Source organism: uncultured Jannaschia sp., from assembly GCF_947494025.1.
In the GTDB taxonomy this organism is placed as follows: domain Bacteria; phylum Pseudomonadota; class Alphaproteobacteria; order Rhodobacterales; family Rhodobacteraceae; genus Jannaschia.
Genome location: NZ_CANLTQ010000080.1, coordinates 1 through 3,033, shown reverse-complemented (window position 1 = coordinate 3,033; position 3,033 = coordinate 1). Strand labels below are relative to the sequence as shown.

Here is a 3,033-nt window from a genome sequence, read left to right as displayed (position 1 = left end):
GGCTTGCTCATGCGTCCCGCCTAACCGCATGGATTCACCATGTGAATCGTCCGAAGTCAGAGTTCTGCAACAATGCCCATCAGAGCCCTCGGAGGCGGGAATTGCCATGCGCGACGTCGGGGCCTTCGAGGCCAAACTGCATCCTTCCGAACGGGGAGCCGCCGTCGGGGCCGATGAGCAGGCACGCATCATGCGCCGCGGCCGCCCTGTGGCGCGGCTCTTATCGGCAGCGGGGATCTCTCCGATGTCCCGGCGCCGCAGGAAACCTTGCATGGACAGTGCGCCGGTCGCACAACCCCGGCCGGAATTCTGGACGCACGCGTCATGCGCCGCCGAGGAGATGACCGCGACGCGGGCCGGTCGCTTGATCCGCTCAACAGGCTTGAGATTGCGTACGCATCGATCTCTTCATGTCGGCGGACGCGGATCTCGCCAGGTTCGCCTCGGGACGGAACGGAAAGGCCCGGCACCGGGGGCCGGAAAGCTCCATCCGCCAGAGCGATCACATCGATCATCATGCCAGCCCCTGCGAAGGCATGAAACGAAATCTTTGCGTCGGCGATCGACAATTCGTAATCTACGACGCTCAATTCCGTCGGAGACGATCCCCCCGTGAGACTTCTTCGCCTTCTAGGCCTTTTCGCAGCCTGCCTGTGTCCCGTACTCGCGGCGGCGGCGGCGGCGGCGGCGGCGGCGACGGTGATCGAGCGGGGCGACGTCCTGTCCGTCTCCATCGACGGCGAGGATGACCCCGATCGCAACGCCTCTGTCGATATCGACGGGATGATCACGCTTCCCGACATCGGAATTTTCGAGGCGGCGGGAGCCACCATCGCTGAAGTCACGGAACGGATCGAACGACGCCTGACGGTGCTTGATCTCATCGTTGAACCGAAGGTCACGGTCGAATTCGCATCCTACCGTCCGATCTATGTGGACGGTGCCGTCGCGGACCCCGGCAGCTTCGAATTCACCCCCGGCTTGAACGTCCGACAGGTCCTAGCGCTCGCCGGAGGCATTCATGGCAGCCAGCAGGAGGATTGGTCGGTGGTCGATCTCGCCCGCCTCTGGGCCGGGCTCCAATCCGGCGCGCGGCAGCTGGCGAGCATTGAGAGCGACATCGCTCGGTTGACGGCGGAACTAGACCGCGAAAAGACCATGAGGGCCCCCGACAAGTCGGGCACGGATCCCGAGGGCGTCCGCATCCGGCAGATCGACGAGGCCCTGCTCGAGGACCGCATCCTCGAATGGGAAGCCGATCAGTCGCATCTGCGCGACCTGCAAGGCCTTTATGAGTTCGAGCTGGAGATACTTGAGGAGCAGCTCGAATACCAGAACCGGGAAAGCGATCTTCAGAGCGCACAGGTCGAGAATGCGCGGACTCTGAACGAACGGGGCTTGGTCACGCAATCCAACCTGCAAAACATGGAGCGCGAGCAATCCCGGCTGGTGCGTGACCTGCTTGAGGCCGAAGCCTTCGCGGCCCGGGCTCGTCAGGGACAGGCCAATATCCTGCACGAACTCGAAAGCGCTAATTTTGAATGGCAGATTGCGATCCGGAAGGATATTCGACTAGCGCTGACGGAAAAAAGTCGCATCGAAGCGGAGATGGACGCCTACCGGATGAACCTAGCCTTGGCCGGACTCGCGCCTAGGGCCGAGGCAGGAACAGAAATCACGATCCACCGGGCAAGGGAGGGAGAATCGATCGCGCTGGAGGCCGCCATGAATACCGAAATTCTTCCTGGCGATGTGGTGGAAGTCGTGATCGAGGAGTTCGCCTCGCCCCGCTGAGGACTGGGACCGAGCGAAGTCGTCTGGATCGTATCGCGACGGAACACGGAAAGGCGCCTTCGGGATTCGTTAACGAAACCTTGACAGAAATAAATTTATGCTAAAAGCTAATGTTTGATTAGCGCACTACGATAACGCGTCGATCTGTCCAAGTCGGTTTCGTTCATTATACCTTTGGTAGTGTATTGTACAATGCCTCCCGTTTCGGATGATTTCTCCGACCCAGTCCTCAATTCGATCTGGAATTTCTCCGGGATTGCCGGATCCGCCGATCTGGGGGTTGACAGTTCGGACGGATATATCGAAATCAACTCGCCCGAGGGCGTGGCGGTCAACGCCTCCGGCGTCCTGACTACGCCGCGCCTGTTGCAGGACGTGGACGACGTCGATCTGCAGATCAGCGCCTCGTTCCTGAGCGAGCCGAGCCTACGTTTCCAGGAGCAGGGTCTACTGGTCGTCCAGGACAACCAGAACTGGATCCGGTTCGATCTCGCCTTCACCGGCGTCTTTCTCAAGATCATCGTCGGCGTGATCGAGGATGGTCAGACGACCTATCCCCTGTTCCGCACGGCCGCCCCGGGAACGATGCAGGATCTCCGGATCGCCCGCGAAGGCGACGATTGGACCTTTTCCTACAGCCAGGATGGCGAGACCTGGACCCCGATATATTCGTTGACCCATGAGATGGAGGCCTCGCAGCTCGGGTTCTTCGCGGGGAGCACGGCGTTCGAGGGCGCGCCGCCAGGCTACACCGCGCGGGTAGATTACTTCGAGAGCGCGTCGGATCCTCTGGTGAACGAGGATGGCGACGTGACGCCGGTGGAGCATGCGCCGGCGGCCGGCGACGACGCGCTGGAGACGGCGGCGGCGACGGCGCTGGCCTTCGACGCGGAGGCGCTTCTGGTCAACGACACGGATGCGGATGGCGACGCGCTGACCGTCACCGGCACCACCGCGCCGGCCAACGGCACGCTGACCCGGGACGGCGCCAGCTTCGTCTACACCCCCGCCGCGGGCTTCGCCGGCACCGACAGCTTCGACTACACGGTGAGCGACGGCGCGCTGGAAGACACCGCCACCGTGCGCATCAAGGTGGGCGAGCCGGAACCGCCGGCGGGGGCCGCGCCGGTCTCGGACGATTTCTCGGACGGCACGCTCGACGCGATCTGGACCGCGGCGGGGCCGGCGGGGGTGAGCGTGGGGCTCGGCGCGGCGGACGGTCACGGCTATCTGGAACTG

Annotated in this window: 2 protein-coding genes; both read left to right on the top strand. The window is 63.1% G+C overall.

From position 1 onward, the window contains the following. Nucleotides 1–612 precede the first annotated feature (612 nt). Complete coding sequence (locus Q1B08_RS21140) at nt 613–1,794, top strand: polysaccharide biosynthesis/export family protein (protein ID WP_299823249.1); 1,182 nt, start codon at nt 613–615, stop codon at nt 1,792–1,794. Nucleotides 1,795–1,986: 192 nt separating this feature from the next. Next, a partial coding sequence (locus Q1B08_RS21135) for an Ig-like domain-containing protein (protein ID WP_299823247.1) occupies nt 1,987–3,033 on the top strand: 1,047 nt, incomplete at its 3' end.